This is a genomic window from Nocardioides sp. 616 (assembly GCF_002930065.1).
Classification (GTDB): Bacteria; Actinomycetota; Actinomycetes; order Propionibacteriales; family Nocardioidaceae; genus Nocardioides; species Nocardioides houyundeii.
Genome location: NZ_POAG01000022.1, coordinates 96,340 through 112,818 on the forward strand (window position 1 = coordinate 96,340; position 16,479 = coordinate 112,818).

The following is a 16,479-nucleotide window of genomic DNA, read 5'->3' on the forward strand; positions in this document are numbered from 1 at the left end:
GGGGACCACCATGTCGACGTCCGCTCCCGCGCTGAGGATCAGCTACCCGCCTGAGCTGCCGGTCTCGCAGCGCCATGACGACATCGCCGAGGCCATCCGGGACCACCAGGTGGTCATCGTCGCGGGCGAGACCGGCTCCGGCAAGACGACCCAGCTGCCCAAGATCTGCCTGGAGCTGGGCCGCGGCCGGGCCGGCAAGGACGGTCGCCGCGGCAGCCTGATCGGGCACACCCAGCCCCGACGGATCGCTGCCCGCTCCGTGGCGGAGCGGATCGCCTCCGAGCTCGGCACCGAGCTGGGGGACCTGGTCGGCTACCAGGTGCGGTTCACCGACCGGACCTCTCACGCCAGCAGGGTCAAGGTGATGACCGACGGCATCCTGCTGGCCGAGCTGCAGCGCGACCGTCAGCTGAAGAAGTACGACACGATCATCATCGACGAGGCGCACGAGCGCAGCCTCAACATCGACTTCCTGCTCGGCTACCTCAAGCGGCTGCTGCCCAAGCGCCCGGACCTCAAGCTGATCATCACCTCCGCCACCATCGACGTGGACCGGTTCTCCGCGCACTTCGACGACGCCCCGGTGATCGAGGTCTCCGGGCGCACCTGGCCGGTGGAGCTGAGGTACCGCCCGCTGATCGAGCTGCCCGAGGCCGACGAGGAGGGCGAGCCGGTGCAGCGGGACCAGACCGAGGCGATCCTCGACGCGGTGCGCGAGCTCTCCGTCGCCGGCCCCGGCGACGTCCTGGTCTTCCTGCCCGGCGAGCGCGAGATCCGCGACACTGCCGAGGCGCTGGAGGCGCTGGAGGCCCTGGACACCGGAACGGGTCGGGGCGCGGCCCGGCTGGAGGTGGTGCCGCTCTACTCGCGGCTCTCCGCCGCCGAGCAGCACCGCGTCTTCTCCTCCCACCCGACCACGGTGCGCCGGGTGGTGCTGGCCACCAACGTCGCGGAGACCTCGCTGACCGTGCCCGGCATCCGGTACGTCGTGGACACCGGGGTCGCGCGGATCTCCCGCTACTCCGCGCGGACCAAGGTGCAGCGGCTGCCCATCGAGCCGATCAGCCAGGCCTCGGCCAACCAGCGCTCCGGCCGCTGCGGCCGGGTGGCCGAGGGAATCGCGATCCGGCTCTACTCCGAGGAGGACTTCGAGTCCCGCCCGGAGTTCACCGACCCCGAGATCCTGCGGACCAACCTGGCCTCGGTCATCCTGCAGATGACCTCGCTGGGCCTGGGCGACCTGGCCCGCTTCCCCTTCGTCGACCCGCCCGACAAGCGCAACATCACCGCCGGGATCCAGCTGCTCGAGGAGCTCGGCGCGCTCGGGTCCGCAGAGAAGGAGCAGGAGCGGGGCCCCCGGCTCACCGCCCTGGGGCGCCGGCTCGCGCGGCTGCCGATCGACCCGCGGCTGGGCCGGATGATCCTGGAGGCCGAGCGGCTGGGCTGCGTGCGCGAGGTGATCGTGATCGCCGCCGCGCTGAGCCTGCAGGACCCCCGCGAGCGCCCGGCGGAGAAGCAGGCCCAGGCCGACCAGGCCCACGCCCGGTTCAAGGACAAGTCCTCGGACTTCCTCACCTGGCTCAACCTGTGGCGCTACGTCAAGGAGCAGCAGCGTGAGCTGTCCTCCAGCGCCTTCCGCCGGATGTGCAAGCGCGAGTTCCTCAACTACCTCCGGGTCCGGGAGTGGCAGGACTTCGAGTCCCAGCTGCGGCAGGTGTGCAAGGAGATGAAGGTCGACCTGGGGCACCCGGCCGACGTACCCGACGCCGACGGCATCCACCAGGCGCTGCTCTCGGGGCTGCTCTCCCACATCGGCGTGCTGGAGGAGCGGGAGCGGGCCAAGCAGGGTGAGCGGCGCGGGATGCGGGAGTACCTCGGTGCCCGCGGCTCCCGGTTCGCGATCTTCCCGGGCAGCACGCTCAAGGGCGTCAACCCGGCGTACGTGATGGCTGGGGAGCTGGTGGAGACCGGGCGGCTGTGGGCCCGGCAGAACGCCGCGATCAAGCCCGAGTGGGCCGAGCGCCTCGGCGCTCACCTGGTCAAGCGCAGCTACAGCGAACCGGTCTGGTCCAAGAAGCGCGCCGCGGTCACCGCGCTGGAGAAGGTCACCCTGTACGGCGTACCGCTGGTGGCCGACCGCCGCGTCAATTACGGCCGAATAGACCCGGCGCTCTCGCGCGAGCTGTTCATCCGGCACGCGCTGGTCTACGGCGAGTGGGAGACCAGGCACCGCTTCTACGCCCGCAACCTGGCGCTGCTCGCCGAGGCCGAGGAGCTGGAGCACCGGGCCCGGCGCCGCGACCTGGTGGTCGACGAGCACACCCTCTTCGACTTCTACGACGCGCGGATCCCCGCGGACGTGGTCAGCGGCGCCCACTTCGACCAGTGGTGGAAGCAGGAGCGGCACCAGCACCCCGACCTGCTCACCTTCGACCCCGAGATGCTGGTCCACGACAGCGCCGAGGAGGTCGCGGCCGCCGACTTCCCCACCCAGTGGCACGGGGACCACCTCACCTTCGGCATCAGCTACCACTTCGAGCCCGGGGCGGCCGACGACGGGCTCACCATCGATGTCCCGGTGGCGACGCTCAACCAGGTCCAGGCTGACGACTTCTCGTGGCTGGTGCCGGGGCTGCGCGAGGAGCTGGTGGTCAACCTGATCCGCACCCTGCCCAAGAGTCTGCGGGTCAACTTCGTGCCCGCCCCGAACACCGCCCGGGCCTTCCTGGCGGCGGTCCCGGCGGGCCAGGAGCCGCTGCTGGACGCCCTGGAGCGCTACCTGCGCTCGGTCACGGGGGTGCACGTGCCGCGAGAGGCGTGGGAGCTGGACAAGCTGCCCGAGCACCTGCGGCCCACCTTCCGGGTGGTGGGGGAGTCCGGCCAGGAGGCTGCCCGCGGCAAGGACCTGGAGGCCCTCAAGGCGCCGCTGCGACCCACCTTCGCCGCGGCGATGGCCGAGGTCGCCAGCGACACCGGGGTCACCAAGACCGGTCAGCGCAGCTGGACCTTCGGCACCATCGAGGAGTCCTTCACCCAGCGCCGCGCCGGGCACGAGGTGCGCGGCCACCCGGCCCTGGTCGATGAGCAGACCAGCGTCGGGCTGGGAGTGTTCGGCTCCGCCGAGGAAGCCGAGGCGCGGCACCGGCTCGGCGTACGACGGCTGCTGCTGCTGGCCACCCCGGACGCGTCCGGGGTGGTGAAGGGGCTCTCGAACGCGGAGAAGCTCGGCCTCGCCGGGTCGCCGTACCCGACGACGGCGGAGCTGCTGGAGGACGTCCGCGCCGCGGTGCTGGGCGACCTGGTCGACGCCCGGCCCCCGGTGCGGGACCGGGAGGCCTACGACAAGCTGCTCGCCGAGGCGGAGCGGGACCTGGCGCCGGCAATGCCCGCCGCGATCGCCGACGTGCTGCGCGTGCTCTCGGCGTGGCGGGCGTGCGAGAAGGCGCTCTCGGGCCGCGCGGACCTGCAGACGCTGCCGGCGCTGAGCGACATGAAGTCCCAGCTGGAGCGCCTGGTGCACCGAGGGTTCATCGGCGAGGCCGGGATGGCACAGCTGCGCCAGGTGCCGCGCTACCTGGCTGCGATCGAGCACCGCCGGGAGAAGCTCGCCGGCCAGGTGGCCAAGGACCGGCAGCTGATGGACCAGGTGGCCGACCTCCAGGCCGCCTACCTGCACCGGGTCCAGGCGCTGCCCGAGGGCTGCCCGCCGAGCCGCTCGCTGTGGCGGGTGCGGTGGATGCTGGAGGAGTACCGGGTCTCCCTGTGGGCCCAGCAGCTGGGGACCGCGCAGTCGGTCTCGGACCAGCGGATCCGCAAGGCCCTGGGCTGAGACGCGCGGCACGGACGTACTCTGTGGCGATGGGCGAGCGGGCACACCACCGGCCGATGGCGCCGGGGGACAAGTTCTTCGACGAGATCGAGACCGGCGGCGACCCGGCCCTGCTCCGGGAGGCCGCGGACCGGGCCGCGGTGCTGATGGTCCGTGGTGCCCGCGCCAGCGGTGACGACGCGATCGCCGAGCGGGTGGTGCACCTCGCCGAGACCGAGGGGCTGGAGGTGCTGGCCGAGCTGTGGTCCGGCTCGCCCGCGGACTCCCTCGCCGGGGCGCTGTGGCGGCTCTACCTGCTCCGCTCCTGGGTGTACGCCGACCCCGAGCGTGCGGCGGTGGAGTTCGAGGCCGGCCGGCGTGCCGCGCCGGTGGCCCGGGTGGTGGCCGGGGTGGCGGACCCGCCCGGACCGGAGCAGCTGCGCGCCATGGTCGATGCGGTCCTGCGCGGCATCGTGCAGGCCGACTTCGCCGACGTGCTGCACCGCGCCGCCGCCTTCGCCCACGTGGTGGCGGTCGGCCGGGCCACGCGGCACGACGAGGACGGCCGGGTCCGCGGGGCCAGCCACGAGGACACCGTCAGGATGCTGGGCCTGGCCGAGCAGCTGGAGTCCGCGGCCCGGCAGGAGATGCTCGGCGAGCTGAGCTGAGCTGAGCTGCCTCAGCCCAGGTCAGCCCAGGTCAGCCCAGGTCATGGAAGCGCCGGGCCGCGGTGACCACGCTGTGGAACATCGGCTCGTCCAGCGCTGCGCCCTCGCGCCGGATGACGCTCTCGTCCAGGCGCAGCAGCCGGTCCAGCCGGACCTCGCTGGGGCGCCCCTGGCGGTCCCAGGCGCCGCTGCCCACGTCCATCCAGTGCCGTCCGTGCCGGGCCTCGTCGGCGGCGTCCAGGTCGTGGTCCTGGCTGCTCAGCATCAGGCCCAGCCACTGGCCGCCGTCCCGGCCCAGCAGCAGCACCGGGCGGTCCTTGCCCTGCCGCGGGTCGTCCTCGTAGGGCACCCAGCCCCACACGACCTCGCCCGGGTCGGGCTGCCCGTCCCTCTCGGCGGCGTACTCGACGCGCGGCACCGCGCCCTGTCTCGGCTGCGGGCCAGCTCGTCGCGAGGAGAGCAGTTCGAGGGTGCGGCGCAGGAGGCTCATCTCGAGCACGCTACCCAACGTGCCGTCAGTGGTGATGCGCCGGACCGGGAGCGCCTCTCGGCACGTGGCCGCTCGTGGCGGCTATTTTTGGGACCCGGGGCTGCCGCAGCCCGACGCACCACCGTTGACCATTGTAGTTCGTGACCACGAGCGAGAAACAGGTACGGCGCTCCTGGCGGGGCGCGACCGAGGGCTCGGTAGGGTGAGGGGGCCCTGCACCGTGCGACGAGAGTGAGCTTCCCCCATGCCGACCCGCCGTCCGGCCCTGGCACTTGCTGCTGCCCTGACCTTCGCCCTGGTGGCGACCGGGTGCAGCGATCCTGAGGACGGGACGGCGCCCAAGCCGGATCCCACCACCGCGGCCGCCAGCCCGACGGCGACCCCTTCGCCCACCGACCTCACGCTCGGGGTCTACGGGTCCCCCGAGGAGGCCGAGGCCTGGAAGAACGTGGTGGCGGAGTTCAACGAGTCCTCCGACACCGGCGAGGTCACCCTGAAGGTGTGGACGGACAAGGACACTGCCTCCCGCGCGGTACGCCGCGGCGAGGTGCCCGACGTCTTCATGTCCTCCCGCGAGGACCTCGACCACCTCCTCCAGGACGACGTCACCCGGCCAGTCAGCGAGCTGCTCGACGAGCGCGGCGTGGACTTCGGTGACCGGTTCTCCCGGGACGCCGTGCAGTCCTACGGCGTGGACGACGAGCTGCAGTGCATGGCCTACTCGGTCTCCCCGATGGTGCTCTACGTGAACTCCAAGCTGGTGGACTTCGCCAAGATGGAGCGCCGCGGCCTGGACGTCCCCGCCCGCTGGGACCGCTGGTCCCTGGCGCAGTTCGCCACCGCGGCGGACTTCGCGGCCCGGCCCCGGCGCGGCACCGCGGGCTTCCACATCGACGCCACCATCGAGGGCCTCGCGCCGTTCATCACCTCCGGCGGCGGGTCGGTGTGGAACGACTCGTCCGAGCCCACCTCCCTGAGCTTCTCCGACGACGCCTCCCGCGCCGCGCTGGAGCAGTCCCTGGCGGTGCTGCGGGACGCCAGCCTGACCCTGACCGAGGAGCAGCTGGCCCGGCACACGCCGTTGGAGTGGTTCAAGCGCGGCAAGCTCGGCATGATCGCCGGCTATCGCGACCTGGTGCCCGAGCTGCGCGCGGTGCGTGGGCTCTGGTTCGACGTGGTCTCGATGCCGACCCTGGAGACCAGCAGCACCTCCGGTGACGTCACCGGCCTGTGCATGTCGGCCAAGACCGAGGACGCCGCGGCGGCCGCGGACCTGATCGCCTACCTGGTCGGCGACGGCCCGGTGGAGCAGGTCACCGCCGCCGGGTCGATGGTGCCGGCGAACCTCTCGGTGGCCGGCTCCGACGCCTTCCTGCAGCGCGGTCGTCAGCCGATCCACTCCCGCATCTTCAACATCGCGGTGCGCGGCATGGTGATCCCGCCGCTGGTCGAGTCCTGGGACGAGCTCGAGGACGCGGTCGCGCCGCAGCTCCAGGAGCTGCTGACCGCGCCCGGCGAGCTCGACCTGGACGCGGTGACGGAGCAGATCGACGAGGCGTCCCGCACGGTGCTGGAGCGCGAGGACGCCGAGGAGACCGAGGCCCCCACGGAGCAGTGACGGCGCGGGGCCTACTCCGCGTCGGCGTCGGCCGGGTCTCCGAGCAGGCCGAGGTCGTCGGGCTCCTCCTCGACCGGCTGGTCGCCCACCAGCACGGCGTCCACCAGCGGCGGCGTGACCAGCTCGACCTGCCACGGGCGGGCGCCGTAGGAGCGCAGCTGCTCGGCCAGCTGCTCGGCCAGCTCCTGCTCGTCCCGGGTCGCGGGCGGGGCCCACATGGCGCGCCGCACGTAGTCGGGGGTGATCAGGTTCTCCACCGGCAGGTGGTTGGCCTCGGCGAGCGCCAGGGTGGCCGCGCGGGCCGCCTTGAAGCGCCGGTCCGCGGCGGGCTCCCGCTCGGCCCAGGTGCGCGGGTGGGGCGGTCCGTCGCCGCGCGGTGAGCGCTGCGGCAGCTGGTCCTCGGGCAGCTGGGCCGCCTCGGCCAGGGCGGCGGTCCAGCGGGAGGCGTACCGCTCGGCGCCGCGCCCGTGGAAGCCCCGGGTCGCCAGCAGGGCGCCGCGGTCGGTCGGCATCGCGGTGGCGGCGGCGATGATCGCGGAGTCGGGGATGATCCGGCCCGGCGTCACGTCCCGCTGGCGCGCCAGGTCGTCCCGGGCCTCCCACAGGGCGCGGACCGCGGCCAGCTGGCGGCGGCCGCGCAGCCGCTGCATCCCGGAGGTACGGCGCCACGGCTCCACCCGGACCGCGGGCTGGAAGTCCAGCAGGTGGGTGAACTCCTGGCGCGCCCACTCGTCCTTGCCCTGCTCGACGAGCTCGGCGGCCATGTGGTCGCGCAGGTCGACGAGCACCTCGACGTCCAGGGCGGCGTACTCCAGCCAGGGGCGGGGGAGCGGGCGGGTGGACCAGTCGGCGGCGGAGTGCTCCTTGCGCATCCGCAGGCCCACGATCTCCTCGACCAGCGTCGCCAGCCCGACCCGGCGGTAGCCGAGAAGTCGACCCGCCAGCTCGGTGTCGAAGATCGCCGTGGGCGTCAGGCCGACCTCGCGCAGGCAGGGCAGGTCCTGGGTGGCCGCGTGCAGGATCCACTCCTCGGTGCCCAGGGCCTCGGCGAGCTCCGGCAGGTCGGAGCCGAAGGGGATGGGGTCGATGAGCCAGGTCCCGGAGTCGCCGCGGCGCAGCTGGATCAGGTACGCCCGGCTGGAGTAGCGGTACCCCGAGGCCCGCTCGGCGTCGATCGCCACCGGCCCGGTCGCCGCGGCGAGCGCCGCGCAGGCCTTGGCCAGTGCTGCGGGGGTGTCCACGATGTCGGGGATGCCGCCACTGAGGGTGAGCAGGGGGACGGGGGGCGCCGGCTCGGCGTCACCCTCCGTTGAGGCGTCGGTGGTCAGGACCTCGTCGTCGGGGGTTGAGGTCATCAGACGCCGACGCCTCGCTGCCCTCGTCGGCTGGGGATCGCGGTCACGCCGGGCGGCAGTGGTGGCAGTCCGGCTGCGGTGCAGAGCAGCTCGCCCCAGGCCTCGACGTGCGGGGTGATGTCCAGCGCGCCGTCGCCGTCCGCGGCCACCGGGGTCCACGAGGCGCGGATCTCGATCTGGGCGGTGCCCTCGTCGTCCGACATCTGGCCGAAGCTCTCCGAGGCGACCCGGGTGACGGTGCCGGAGGCAGCGGTGAAGGCGGCCCCGTGGGCGCCCAGCGCCTCGGTCAGCCAGCTCCAGCCGACCTCGCCGAGCAGCGGGTCGGTGATCAGCTCGGGGTCGATCTCCGCGCGGGCGTAGGCCACGCAGCGGAAGGTGCCGTCCCAGGCGTCGTTGCCGGCGGGGTCGTGGAGCAGGATGATCCGTCCGGTGCCGAGCTCGAGGTCGTCGACGGTGACGTCGGCGGTCAGGGCGCTGGAGTGCGGGGCGATGCGCTGCGGCGCCGGCATCTCCTCGCAGAAGATCTCCGGACGCAGGACGGCTGCGGCCATCGCCCGAACGGCCTCGCGGAACTCCGCGGGCACTTCCTCCGCACCCCGTTCGGGATACGTCTCAGAGTGGACGACCATGGACGCAGCCTACGTCGGAAGGCGCAATCCGCGATGTGCCAACACGCCGCCTGACCTGCGATGATCGCCGGGTGAGTCCTTCGCCAGCAGCCGCGGACAGCGCCTTCCTCAAGGCCGCCCGCGGAGAGCCCGTCCCGCACACCCCCGTCTGGTTCATGCGTCAGGCCGGTCGTTCCCTGCCCGAGTACCTCAAGGTGCGCGAGGGCGTGGGCATGCTGGAGTCGTGCATGGACCCCGACCTGGTCGTCGAGATCACCATGCAGCCCGTCCGCCGGTACGGCGTGGACGCCGCCATCTTCTTCTCCGACATCGTGCTGCCGCTCAAGGCCGTCGGTGTCGACCTCGACATCGTCCCGGGCGTCGGCCCCGTGGTCGCCTCGCCGGTCCGCACCCTGCAGGACGTGGCGGCCATCCCCGACCTCACCCCCGACCACGTCGGCTTCATCACCGAGGCGGTGCGGGGCCTGGTCGGCGAGCTCGGCGCCACCCCGCTGATCGGCTTCGCGGGCGCCCCGTTCACCGTCGCGTCGTACCTGGTCGAGGGCGGGCCGTCGAAGGAGCACGCCAAGACCAAGGCCATGATGTTCGGCGCCCCCGAGGTCTGGGACGCGCTGATGCGCAAGATCGCCGGCATCGCCAGTGCCTACCTGCAGGTGCAGGTGCAGGCGGGCGCCTCCGCGGTGCAGCTGTTCGACTCCTGGGCGGGCGCCCTGACCCCGGCCGACTACGCCGAGCACGTGATGCCGCACTCCGCGCGCGTGCTCGCCGACGCCGGGGCGCTCGGCGTGCCCCGCATCCACTTCGGCGTGGGCACCACCAACCTGCTGGGACTGATGGGGGAGGCCGGTGCCGACGTGGTGGGCATCGACTGGCGCACCCCGCTGGAGCGGGGCATCGAGCTCGTCGGGGACCACGCGGTGCAGGGCAACCTGGACCCGACACTGGTCTTCGCCCCGACCGAGGTGATGACGGCCCGCGCCGCGCAGGTCATCGAGGCGGGCCGGGCGGCCAAGGGTCACATCTTCAACCTGGGCCACGGAGTCATCCCCTCGACCGACCCCGACCAGCTGGCGCGCCTGACCGAGTTCGTCCAGGGCTACCCGCTCAGCTGAGCGGCTGCGCCGGCGGCTCGGCCGCGTTTCGTCCGCTGCGCGGGCCGCGGCGCGCCACCCACCACAGCGGCAGTCCGAGCGCCAGCGCGACGACGGCCCAGGGCAGCAGCAGCCCGGCCACGGTGGCCAGCGCCACCGCCGCCCCGCTCAGGCCGTCCCAGCCGGACGCCAGGCCGCTGAGGAAGCCCGACTCCTCGGTCTCGGGGGTGGCGCCTGCCGCCGTCCGCTCCACGTGCACGGTGATGGTGGACATCGACGTCTGGTCCGCCAGCCAGACCCGCTGCTGCTTGAGCGAGTCGAGGTCGGACTGGCGCCGGGTCAGCTCGGACTCGATCGAGACGATGTCGGCGATCCGGTCGGCGCGGTCCAGGAGCACCTCGATCCGCCGCAGGCTCCGTTCCTGGGCCCGGATCCGGACCTCGTTGTCGATGACCTGGGTGGTCACGTCCTCGGTGTCCCGCTCGGTGGAGTCGAGCTCGCCGATCTCCTCGAGCCGGGTGATCGCGTCGCCGAACCTGGCGGTCGGCACGCGGAGCACCAGCCGGGTCCAGACCAGCTCGCCGTCGCTGGAGTCGGCCTCCTCGTCGGCCACCTCGCCGCGCAGCGCGTCCGCGACCTGCTGGACGTCGTTGCGCGCGGCGCGCACGTCGTCGCTGTGCAGGGCGACGGTGGCGGTGGCGATCACGGCGCGCTCGGCGACCGCCGGACGGGCGGTGGCGGCGGCGCGGGCGCCGGGGCCGGCGTCCGCCTGAGAGGTGCCCGCGCCGGCATCGCCTTCCTGGGCAGCCGAGTCGGCGGTCGAGTGGGCGGCGTCCTGGTCGCTGGACGAGCACCCGCCGAGCGCGGCGAGGGTGGCCAGGAGCGCAGCTGCGGCGGCGGTGCGGATTCGTCGGGTCATGGCCCTACGACGCCGGCCGTCCCGGGTTGGTTCCGCCGGCCTCAGCCGGGCGGGTCGCCCACCACGCTGAAGCGGGGGAGCAGGGACCCGCTTGGCAGAACCGTCGGCGGGCGGGCGGGTTGGCGCTTGGCGGCAGGGCGGATGGTGAGTTAATGTACATCAAACCAATAGACTTACTTGTTCGAGTAGCTCCGCGGCTCGGGCTGCTCGTCCCCAGGGGCGTCCGCCTTGACCACGCTCAGCCCTAGAAGAAGACGAGGAAGCTCATGTCGTTGAAGTTCCACTGGTTCCTGCCCACCAACGGCGGCGACGGTCGGCAGGTCGTCGGCGGGGGTCACGGCGTCGACGCCCAGGGCTCCCAGCGCCCCGCCTCGGTGCCCTACCTGGGCCAGATCGCCCGGAGCGCGGAACAGCTCGGCTTCGAGGCGGCGCTCACCCCGACCGGCGCGTGGTGCGAGGACGCCTGGGTCTCCACCGCGATGCTCAGCACCCTCTCGGAGCGGCTGAAGTTCCTGGTCGCCTTCCGCCCCGGCCTGGTGGCCCCGTTCCTGGGCGCCCAGATGGCCGGGACCTTCCAGAACCTCTCCGGGGGACGGCTGGCGCTCAACGTCGTCGTCGGCGGCGAGGACCACGAGCAGCGGATGTTCGGCGACTTCTCCACCAAGGAGGAGCGCTACGAGTCCGCCGGGGAGTTCCTGCACATCGTGAGGGCCCTGTGGAGCGGCGAGAAGGTCACCTTCCACGGCCGTCACCACTCCGTGGAGGACGCGGTGCTCGCCCAGATCCCCGACCCCATCCCCGAGATCTACTTCGGTGGCTCCTCGCCGGCGGCCGGCGTGGTCGCGGCCAAGTACTGCGACGTCTACCTGACCTGGGGCGAGCCGCCGGCCGCAGTGGCGAAGAAGATCGCCTGGATCCGCGAGCTGGCCGAGAAGGAGGGCCGCGAGGTCCGCTTCGGCGTCCGCCTGCACACCATCACCCGCGACACCCGCGAGGAGGCCTGGGCCGAGGCCGACCGCCTGCTGGACGGCATCAGCGAGGAGCAGATCGCCAAGGTGCAGGCCGGCCTGGCCCGCAGTGGCTCCGAGGGGCAGCGCCGGATGCTGGAGCTCAACAAGGGCAGCAAGGACGGCCTGGAGATCCACCCCGGGCTGTGGGCCGGGGTCGGCCTGGTCCGCGGCGGCGCCGGCACCGCCCTGGTGGGCAGCCACTGTGAGGTCGCCGACCTGGTCGAGGAGTACGCCGCCGTGGGCATCGAGGAGTTCGTGCTCTCGGCGTACCCCCACCTGGAGGGCGCCTACTGGTTCGGTGAGGGCGTGCTGCCCGAGCTGGCTCGTCGCGGCCTGTGGCAGCACCCGGCCCCGGTCGTCGGCCGGGCCTCGGTGCCCTTCGGGGCGGCGGCCTCATGAGTGACCCTGCCGAGACCACTGCCGAAACCACTGCCGAGACCACTGCTAAGACCGGCGCGTCGCTCGGCCTTGACCCCCGTGCGCTGCGGGACGTCTTCGGGGCCTTCCCGTCCGGGGTGGTCGCGGTCGCCGGCCGCGTGGGCGGCCAGCTGATCGGGCTGGCGGCCAGCTCGTTCACCTCGGTCAGCCTCGACCCGCCGCTGGTCTCCTTCTCCGTGGCGCGGACCAGCAACACCTGGCCCGCGCTGCGGAAGGCCGGGCAGCTGGGCATCAGCGTGCTGGCCGACCACCACGACGTGCTCTGCCGCCAGCTCGCCGGTCCGGCGGACCAGCGCTTCGACGACCTGGCGCTGCGCACCAGCGCCAGCGGCGCGGTGCTGCTGGAGGAGGCGGTGGCCACGCTGACCTGCTCGCTGCACGCCGAGATCGAGGCCGGGGACCACACCATCGTGCTGCTGGCGGTGCACGAGGTGCGGGCCGAGCCCGAGCGGGCGCCCCTGGTCTTCCACCGCAGCGGGTTCAAGCGGCTGCACCGCGACGACCTCGACCCCAGCAGCCTGGACGGCCGGATCAACGGCGAGCCGGTGCGGCCCGACGAGGACGGCGACCTCCCCCCAGGGCTTGAGGCGGTCGCGGTCTGACAGATTGGGACCATGGAGACAGCGGAGCCGCTCGACGTGGTGGTGGTCGGAGCCGGGGTGGCCGGCCTGGCCGCCGCGCATCGGCTCGCGGCCACCGGGCGCCGGGTCCTGGTCCTGGAGGGCGCGCCGGAGGTGGGGGGCAAGGTGCGCCGGGCATCGGTCGCCGGTGTCCGGGTCGACGTCGGCGCGGAGGCGATGCTCAACCGGCGACCCGAAGGGGTGGACCTGGCCCGGCTGGTCGGGCTGCCGATCGAGCACCCCACCACCGCCTCGTCCCGGATCTGGACCCGGGGCGCCCTGCGTCCCCTGCCCCGCTCGCTGATGGGGGTGCCGCTGGACCTCGCGGCGCTCGAGGCGTCCGGGGTGCTCTCGCCCGCCGGCCTGCTCCGGGCCCGGCAGGAGCCCGAGGTGCCCCCGCTCCAGCTCCTCGCCGACGACATCTCCGTCGGCGACCTGGTCGCCGAGCGCTTCGGCGACGAGGTCGTGGACCGGTTGGTGGAGCCCCTGCTCGGCGGGGTGTACGCCGGCAACGCCCGTCGCATCTCGGCCCGCGCGGCGGTGCCGCAGCTGGTCGCGCTCGCCCAGCGCGGGTCGGTGCTGGAGCGGGCCCCTGCCGTCCCCTCCACCCAGGACCTCCCCGTATTCGCCGGCATCCCCGGCGGCATGGGCCAGCTGCCCGAGGTCCTGGCCCGCAACCTGGACGTGCGCACCGGCGCCACCGTGCGGGAGCTGCACCGGCACCCCGACGGGTTCGCGCTCACCGTGGGGCCCACCACCGCCCCGGAGCGGGTCGTGGCCACCGCGGTGCTGCTGGCCACCCCGGCGGCCGCCACCTCGCGGCTGCTCGCCGAGGTCGCCCCCGGGGCCTCGATCGAGCTGGCGCCCCTCGAGTACGCCTCGATGGCCGTGGTCACCTTCGCCTTCCGGCTGGCCGACGTCGCCGAGCTCGAGGCCAGCGGGTCCTCGGGGTTCCTGGTGCCGCCGGTCGACGGCCGCCGGATCAAGGCCTCCACCTTCTCCTTCGCCAAGTGGGGCTGGGTGCGCGCCGCCGGCGCCGAGCAGGACGTGGTGCACCTGCGGACCTCCCTGGGCCGCCACGGCGAGGAGACGGCGCTGCAGGCCAGCGACGAGGAGCTGGTGGCGTGGTCGCTCGCCGACCTCGCCGAGGCCACCGGCTGCACCGCGGTCCCGGTCGACGTGCACGTGCAGCGCTGGGGCGGGGGACTGCCGCAGTACGCCCCAGGACACCTGGAGCGGGTGGCGCGGCTCCGCGCGGCGCTGCCGCCGGGCATCGCGGTGGCCGGTGCGGCGTACGACGGGGTGGGCATCCCGGCGGTCATCGGGTCCGCGCTCCGGGCCGTCGACGCGCTTGCGGCACCGCGGGGCTAGTCGGGTGCGGGTGCGCTCCGTCACAGGGGCACAATGGGGGCCATGAGCGACGCGCCGACCGAGACCACCCCCACGAACGCCTCCCGGATCAAGGACCTCAACGACTCGATCCGCTACACGATGTGGTCGGTGTTCAAGCTGCGCGACCTGATCGGCGACGCCGACCGCGCCGCGGAGGCGGCCGAGGTCGAGGAGCTCTTCGCCAAGCTCGCCGCCGACGACGTGGTGATCCGCGGCACCTACGACGTCAGCGGGCTGCGCGCCGACGCCGACGTGATGGTCTGGTGGCACGCCGAGGACAGCCAGCAGCTGCAGGCGGCCTACAACGCGTTCCGCCGTACGGCGTTCGGTCGACGCCTGGAGCCGGTCTGGTCGCAGATGGCCCTGCACCGGCCCGCGGAGTTCAACAAGTCCCACATCCCGGCGTTCCTGGCCGACGAGACCCCCCGGGCGCACGTGTGCGTCTACCCGTTCGTGCGGTCCTACGAGTGGTACCTGCTGGAGGACTCCGAGCGCCGCACCATGCTGGCCGACCACGGCAAGATGGCGCGCGACTTCGTCGACGTGCGCGCCAACACCGTGGCCAGCTTCGCGCTCGGCGACTACGAGTGGATGCTCGCCTTCGAGGCCGACGAGCTCTACCGGATCGTGGACCTGATGCGGCACTTGCGCGGCTCCGAGGCGCGCCGCCACGTGCGCGAGGAGGTCCCGTTTTACACCGGCTCCCGGGCCAGCGTCGCCGAGCTGCTCGACCGCCTGCCCTGAACCCTGGCTGAAGCGGGAACCACCGCCCGGTGGCACGCGTCGAACAGGGCATGAGGACCCTGAGGCTCGTCGCGGCCCTGCTGAGCCCCGCACTGCTGCTGGCCTGCGGCACCGGGGACGGGGACGGCGCCGCGAGCGATCCGGGTCCCGCCACGGCTGCGCCGTCGAGCCCCGTGCAGCCGGACGTGCCGGCCGCCACCGGCCGCGTCAGCACGCCGCAGCTGGGGCTGGTCATGGACACCGGTCGGCCCGAGCTCTGCCTGGGGCCGGTGGCGCAGTCCTGGCCACCCCAGTGCCGGGGCCTGCCGCTGGCGGGCTGGCGGTGGTCGGAGCATCCCGAGCACGAGGAGCAGGACGGCATCCGGTGGGGCAGCTTCGCGGTCACCGGGACCTGGGACGGGGAGAGGTTCACCGTCCAGGAGGCGATCCCCGCCGCCCGGTACGACGTACCTGACGCGGAGCCGACCGCCACCTCGACCCCCGGCACGACGGTGCGGCCCTCGTTGTCCCCGGACGAGCTCGCGGCGGTCGCCGAGGAGTCGGCGCTGCTGCCCGGCCAGCGCGGGGCGGCCGTGGTCGAGGGACAGGTGCTGGTCGACGTGGTCTACGACGACGGCTCGCTCCAGGAGTGGGTCGATCAGCGCTGGGGTCGGGGTGTCGTGGTGCTCCTGCCCCTGCTGACCGGCGATGGTGCGCCATGATCGGGTCCATGACGCGATCGCAGCTGCGAAGCACCGCGGCGCTGGCCCTGGCCGGCCTGGTCCTGGGGCTGGCGGCCTGCGGCACCAGCGACCAGGCCCGCGAGCAGCCGCTGAGCGGCTCGAAGGCGATGCCGGAGACGGTGCCGGCCGCCGATGGCCCCGTCACCACCGACGGGCTGGTCACCGTGCTGGACGAGGGGCAAGCCGAGGGCGGCCCGAGGCTGTGCCTGGGGCCGGTCGCCCGATCGCTCCCTCCGCAGTGCGAGGGCGTCGCGCTGGCTGGCTGGAGCTGGTCCGAGCACGCCGAGCACCAACGGCGTGCCGGGGTGCGCTGGGGCGACTTCGCGCTGACCGGGACCTTCGACGGGTCCACCTTCACCGTCACCGAGGCGGTCCCCGCTGCGCTGTACGACGAGCTGCCGGTCGAGGAGAGCGATCTGGACACGCCGTGCCCGGAGCCCGCGGACGGCTGGGAGGTCGTCGATGCCGCGAAGGTGAGCAGCGCCGCGCTGGACGAGACCCTGCGGGTGGCCGGACAGCTCCCCGGGTACGCCGACTCCTGGCTGGACCCGGCACCGGCCGCGGAGACCGATCTGGGCATCGTCAACGTGCGGGTCGTCCAGGACGTGGCCGGTGCGGAGGTCACCCTGCGCGAGACCTGGGGCGGCGCGCTGTGCGTCGCCCAGGCGGCGTACTCGGCAGCCGAGCTCACCGAGCTGAGCAACACTCTCCAGAGGATGCCCGGAGTGCTGACCAGCTGGGCCTGGCTCGACGTGGTGCGTCTGGTGGTCGTCCACGACGACGGCTCGCTCCAGGACTGGGCAGACCAGACCTACGGCGAGGGTCGGGTGGAGGTTCGTTCCACCCTCACCCCCGAGGAGGGTTGAGCAGACCCCCTCCTGCTCAGGCCCGCAACAACCGGTGCCCTGCGAGAGAGGGGACACCTGTCCGTGCAGCAGGTCAGCCTCTATAGCGTTGGCGTGTGCCGTTATCTCT

14 protein-coding genes are annotated in these 16,479 nt (G+C 73.3%); 10 read left to right on the top strand and 4 right to left on the bottom strand.

The annotated features are described in order from the left end of the window. The first annotated feature begins 10 nt into the window (after nucleotides 1-10). Entirely contained in the window at nucleotides 11-3,829 is a 3,819-nt protein-coding gene (hrpA, locus tag C5H89_RS15370) for an ATP-dependent RNA helicase HrpA (RefSeq protein ID WP_240181894.1), read from the top strand. Nucleotides 3,830-3,858: 29 nt separating this feature from the next. After that, nucleotides 3,859-4,476 carry a hypothetical protein gene (locus C5H89_RS15375; RefSeq protein ID WP_104107859.1) on the top strand — a complete coding sequence of 206 codons (618 nt, stop codon included), beginning with the start codon at nucleotides 3,859-3,861 and terminating at the stop codon, nucleotides 4,474-4,476. Between the two features lie 31 nt (nucleotides 4,477-4,507). On the opposite strand, the gene C5H89_RS15380 is transcribed toward C5H89_RS15375, so the two are convergent. After that, nucleotides 4,508-4,966 carry a type II toxin-antitoxin system PemK/MazF family toxin gene (locus C5H89_RS15380; protein WP_240181895.1) on the bottom strand — a complete coding sequence of 153 codons (459 nt, stop codon included), beginning with the start codon at nucleotides 4,964-4,966 and terminating at the stop codon, nucleotides 4,508-4,510. Nucleotides 4,967-5,210: 244 nt separating this feature from the next. Between C5H89_RS15380 and C5H89_RS15385 the strand changes: the two genes are divergently transcribed. After that, complete coding sequence (locus tag C5H89_RS15385) at nucleotides 5,211-6,584, top strand: extracellular solute-binding protein (RefSeq protein ID WP_104107860.1); 1,374 nt, start codon at nucleotides 5,211-5,213, stop codon at nucleotides 6,582-6,584. Nucleotides 6,585-6,595: 11 nt separating this feature from the next. Here the strand turns inward: C5H89_RS15385 and C5H89_RS15390 are convergent, their stop codons facing one another. Together C5H89_RS15390 and C5H89_RS15395 are read right to left on the bottom strand one after the other, a co-directional pair. After that, a complete protein-coding gene (locus tag C5H89_RS15390; protein ID WP_104107861.1) occupies nucleotides 6,596-7,939 on the bottom strand; it encodes a ribonuclease D in 1,344 nt (447 codons plus the stop codon). Then, nucleotides 7,939-8,568 carry a DUF3000 domain-containing protein gene (locus tag C5H89_RS15395; protein WP_104107862.1) on the bottom strand — a complete coding sequence of 210 codons (630 nt, stop codon included), beginning with the start codon at nucleotides 8,566-8,568 and terminating at the stop codon, nucleotides 7,939-7,941. Before C5H89_RS15395 ends, C5H89_RS15390 begins: the two co-directional genes overlap by 1 nt. Nucleotides 8,569-8,639: 71 nt before the next feature. Between C5H89_RS15395 and hemE the strand changes: the two genes are divergently transcribed. Beyond that, nucleotides 8,640-9,680, top strand: coding sequence for a uroporphyrinogen decarboxylase (gene hemE, locus C5H89_RS15400; RefSeq protein WP_104107863.1), 1,041 nt, complete (start codon nucleotides 8,640-8,642; stop codon nucleotides 9,678-9,680). Here the strand turns inward: hemE and C5H89_RS15405 are convergent. Beyond that, nucleotides 9,673-10,578, bottom strand: a complete 906-nt coding sequence (locus tag C5H89_RS15405; protein WP_104107864.1) for a DUF4349 domain-containing protein — start codon at nucleotides 10,576-10,578, stop codon at nucleotides 9,673-9,675. The genes hemE and C5H89_RS15405 overlap by 8 nt on opposite strands. A gap of 266 nt (nucleotides 10,579-10,844) precedes the next feature. Here C5H89_RS15405 and C5H89_RS15410 point away from each other — a divergent pair, with 266 nt between their 5' ends. The 6 genes from C5H89_RS15410 to C5H89_RS15435 are packed head-to-tail and all read left to right on the top strand — an operon-like array spanning nucleotide 10,845 to nucleotide 16,370. Continuing rightward, nucleotides 10,845-11,987 carry an LLM class flavin-dependent oxidoreductase gene (locus C5H89_RS15410; RefSeq protein ID WP_104107865.1) on the top strand — a complete coding sequence of 381 codons (1,143 nt, stop codon included), beginning with the start codon at nucleotides 10,845-10,847 and terminating at the stop codon, nucleotides 11,985-11,987. Continuing rightward, on the top strand, nucleotides 11,984-12,628 hold the full coding sequence (locus C5H89_RS15415) for a flavin reductase family protein (RefSeq protein ID WP_104107993.1): 645 nt from the start codon (nucleotides 11,984-11,986) through the stop codon (nucleotides 12,626-12,628). Before C5H89_RS15410 ends, C5H89_RS15415 begins: the two co-directional genes overlap by 4 nt. Before the next feature lie 12 nt (nucleotides 12,629-12,640). Further along, the gene (hemG, locus tag C5H89_RS15420) at nucleotides 12,641-14,017 is read left to right on the top strand and encodes a protoporphyrinogen oxidase (protein ID WP_104107866.1); all 1,377 of its coding nucleotides are present in this window, start codon (nucleotides 12,641-12,643) and stop codon (nucleotides 14,015-14,017) included. Between the two features lie 42 nt (nucleotides 14,018-14,059). Beyond that, the gene (gene hemQ, locus C5H89_RS15425; protein WP_104107867.1) at nucleotides 14,060-14,782 is read left to right on the top strand and encodes a hydrogen peroxide-dependent heme synthase; all 723 of its coding nucleotides are present in this window, start codon (nucleotides 14,060-14,062) and stop codon (nucleotides 14,780-14,782) included. 50 nt (nucleotides 14,783-14,832) lie between these two features. After that, the gene (locus tag C5H89_RS15430) at nucleotides 14,833-15,483 is read left to right on the top strand and encodes a hypothetical protein (protein ID WP_104107868.1); all 651 of its coding nucleotides are present in this window, start codon (nucleotides 14,833-14,835) and stop codon (nucleotides 15,481-15,483) included. Between the two features lie 8 nt (nucleotides 15,484-15,491). Next, nucleotides 15,492-16,370, top strand: coding sequence for a hypothetical protein (locus tag C5H89_RS15435; RefSeq protein ID WP_104107869.1), 879 nt, complete (start codon nucleotides 15,492-15,494; stop codon nucleotides 16,368-16,370). The last annotated feature ends 109 nt before the right edge of the window (nucleotides 16,371-16,479 follow it).

Excerpts from the sequence above, each read along its gene's own strand:
- hrpA (WP_240181894.1), top strand. The coding sequence starts at position 11 with ATGTCGACGTCCGCTCCCGCGCTGAGGATCAGCTACCCGCCTGAGCTG.
- C5H89_RS15375 (WP_104107859.1), top strand. The coding sequence starts at position 3,859 with ATGGGCGAGCGGGCACACCACCGGCCGATGGCGCCGGGGGACAAGTTC.
- C5H89_RS15380 (WP_240181895.1), bottom strand. The coding sequence starts at position 4,966 with ATGAGCCTCCTGCGCCGCACCCTCGAACTGCTCTCCTCGCGACGAGCT.
- C5H89_RS15385 (WP_104107860.1), top strand. The coding sequence starts at position 5,211 with ATGCCGACCCGCCGTCCGGCCCTGGCACTTGCTGCTGCCCTGACCTTC.
- C5H89_RS15390 (WP_104107861.1), bottom strand. The coding sequence starts at position 7,939 with ATGACCTCAACCCCCGACGACGAGGTCCTGACCACCGACGCCTCAACG.
- C5H89_RS15395 (WP_104107862.1), bottom strand. The coding sequence starts at position 8,568 with ATGGTCGTCCACTCTGAGACGTATCCCGAACGGGGTGCGGAGGAAGTG.
- C5H89_RS15405 (WP_104107864.1), bottom strand. The coding sequence starts at position 10,578 with ATGACCCGACGAATCCGCACCGCCGCCGCAGCTGCGCTCCTGGCCACC.
- C5H89_RS15410 (WP_104107865.1), top strand. The coding sequence starts at position 10,845 with ATGTCGTTGAAGTTCCACTGGTTCCTGCCCACCAACGGCGGCGACGGT.
- C5H89_RS15415 (WP_104107993.1), top strand. The coding sequence starts at position 11,984 with ATGAGTGACCCTGCCGAGACCACTGCCGAAACCACTGCCGAGACCACT.
- hemG (WP_104107866.1), top strand. The coding sequence starts at position 12,641 with ATGGAGACAGCGGAGCCGCTCGACGTGGTGGTGGTCGGAGCCGGGGTG.
- hemQ (WP_104107867.1), top strand. The coding sequence starts at position 14,060 with ATGAGCGACGCGCCGACCGAGACCACCCCCACGAACGCCTCCCGGATC.
- C5H89_RS15430 (WP_104107868.1), top strand. The coding sequence starts at position 14,833 with ATGAGGACCCTGAGGCTCGTCGCGGCCCTGCTGAGCCCCGCACTGCTG.
- C5H89_RS15435 (WP_104107869.1), top strand. The coding sequence starts at position 15,492 with ATGACGCGATCGCAGCTGCGAAGCACCGCGGCGCTGGCCCTGGCCGGC.